Origin of the sequence: Tepidimonas sp. (assembly GCF_036825565.1) — a bacterium.
GTDB lineage: Bacteria > Pseudomonadota > Gammaproteobacteria > Burkholderiales > Burkholderiaceae_C > Tepidimonas.
This window is the reverse complement of record NZ_DAISXZ010000133.1, coordinates 1-1,844: the sequence shown is the minus strand read 5'-3', so window position 1 is coordinate 1,844 and position 1,844 is coordinate 1. Positions and strand designations below refer to the sequence as shown.

Sequence of the window (1,844 nt, the reverse complement as noted above, 5' to 3'; positions counted from 1 at the left end):
GGACGGTGGCCTTCGGCCATCGTGTGGACAAGGCATGGACGGCGGTGGACAGGCTGCGCCTGCCCACGCGCCGCCCACCCCTTGCCCACACTCCGTCCACACCTGCCCGGCGCGCCGCCGCCACCAGCGATGCAGAACAGCCCAGAGCCGCCCTGCGGGCGCTGATCCTGATTTATGGTTCATTTCCTACTTGCGCGCCTGAGCAGGTAGCGTTACCGTCTGGCCGACCTGTGCAGCCGGTGCCCCGCATGCTCCAACACGACCTGTTCGACCGACTGCCGCGGCGGCCCTACTGCGCTGACGCGAAGGACGCGCCGCGCCGCATCCGCCCGCGCAGCAGCGCGCTGGGCCACCCCTACATCCAGCCGAACGCGCCGCAGGTGCGGTTCTGGCTCGTGTACGACGTGGACCGGCCGCAGGCGGCGGTGGCGTGGGAGGACGGCGGGCTACCGCCCCCGACGCTGACCGTGACGCGGCGCGATCGCGACGACTCGGCGCACCTGTGGTATGGCTTGCGCGTCCCCGTCCGGATGGCTGACCCCGAGGACGCGAGCCGCGCCATGCGCTACGCCGCCGCCGTCGAACTCGGGATGACACGGCAGCTCGGCGCGGACCTGGCCTACACCGGCCAGCTCGCCAAGACGCCGACGCACCCCGTCTGGCGCACGCTGCACGGGCCGCGGCTGTACGACCTGGGCGACCTCGCCGAGCACGTGCGCGAGCTGCCCCGCCTGCCGACACGCCGGGAGGCGATCCGCACCGGCATAGGCCGCAACGTCGAGTTGTTCGATTGCGTCCGCTTTTGGGCGTACCGCCACGCCCGCGACTACAGGCGCGGGCCGTTCGAGGCGTGGCGCGACGCCGTGCTCGAGCGCGCCATGCTGCTCAACGCCGACCTGTTCGCCGAGCCGCTGCCGGTCGCCGAGGTGCGCCACACGGCCAAGAGCGTGGCCGGATGGGTCTGGGCCCGCCAGCGCAGCCTGGATGCCCGTTTCGCAGCCACACAGCGCCACCGCGGCAAGCTGTCTGGCGCCGCCCGTGCCTCCAAGTCCGACGCCCGCCACCTGGAGGCCCTCGAGGAATCGCTATGACCGCCCGCACCCCCCAGCTCCGCAAAAAGACCGCCCGTGAGGTCGCCGAGAAGCTCGGCGTGTCGCCCCGAACGGTCCGCCGGTACGTCGCGGCCCCCCGCGACTGGTGGACCCAGCACCGCCGCGAGATCCGCCAGAAGGCGGCCCGCCTGCGGGCCACCGGCATGACCTGGGCGGAGGTCGGCAAGGCCCTGGGCGTGTCCGAATCGGCGGCCCGGGCGCTGGGCAAGCGGGCCACCGGCGCATGGGCCGACGGCGGCCAGAAACGGACAGAGCGCGACCCCAACACCGGCGACCTATTCGGCTCGCCCGATCACGCAAAAAGGGCCGGGTGACCCCGGCCCATCGCGGCGGCTCAACGAGCACCCTTCCGAGCCCAAATCGTACCCCGCGAGCGCCCCTCGCGGGCTTTTTTTTGCCTATTCCAGCGGGCCTGCGGCCCGGCCCTAAGCGATATGGCTGAATGCCATACTGCCCGCCGCAAATATGGCTCGTTTAGCCTAGTGATATCAAGCACTTAGCGCTGACGCCCATACTTACTTTTATCTTGCCCGAAATCGCTTCGCTCTACGTCCCCGGCAGTTTGAGCGTCACCGAGCGCACGCCACGGCAGTGACCCGAAATTGGTCGTGCTCGTGTCATCCGCGATGGCATCGTTCGGGCGCGGCCACGGACGCCTGGCAGCCGATCCCCTGCCCCCGTCCTGCTGACCCTAGGACTGTCGGCCCCCCGCTGCCTCGCCCCGGCGGGGCC

Annotated in this window: 2 protein-coding genes; both read left to right on the top strand. The window is 71.1% G+C overall.

Going from position 1 to position 1,844, the window contains the following annotated elements:
- Nucleotides 1-248 precede the first annotated feature (248 nt).
- Nucleotides 249-1,091 carry a replication initiation protein gene (locus V7026_RS11400; RefSeq protein WP_334155492.1) on the top strand — a complete coding sequence of 281 codons (843 nt, stop codon included), beginning with the start codon at nt 249-251 and terminating at the stop codon, nt 1,089-1,091.
- On the top strand, nt 1,088-1,426 hold the full coding sequence (locus tag V7026_RS11395; RefSeq protein WP_334155491.1) for a helix-turn-helix domain-containing protein: 339 nt from the start codon (nt 1,088-1,090) through the stop codon (nt 1,424-1,426). The genes V7026_RS11400 and V7026_RS11395 overlap by 4 nt, the downstream gene beginning before the upstream one ends.
- Nucleotides 1,427-1,844: the final 418 nt, after the last annotated feature.

Excerpts from the sequence above, each read along its gene's own strand:
- V7026_RS11400 (WP_334155492.1), top strand. The coding sequence starts at position 249 with ATGCTCCAACACGACCTGTTCGACCGACTGCCGCGGCGGCCCTACTGC.
- V7026_RS11395 (WP_334155491.1), top strand. The coding sequence starts at position 1,088 with ATGACCGCCCGCACCCCCCAGCTCCGCAAAAAGACCGCCCGTGAGGTC.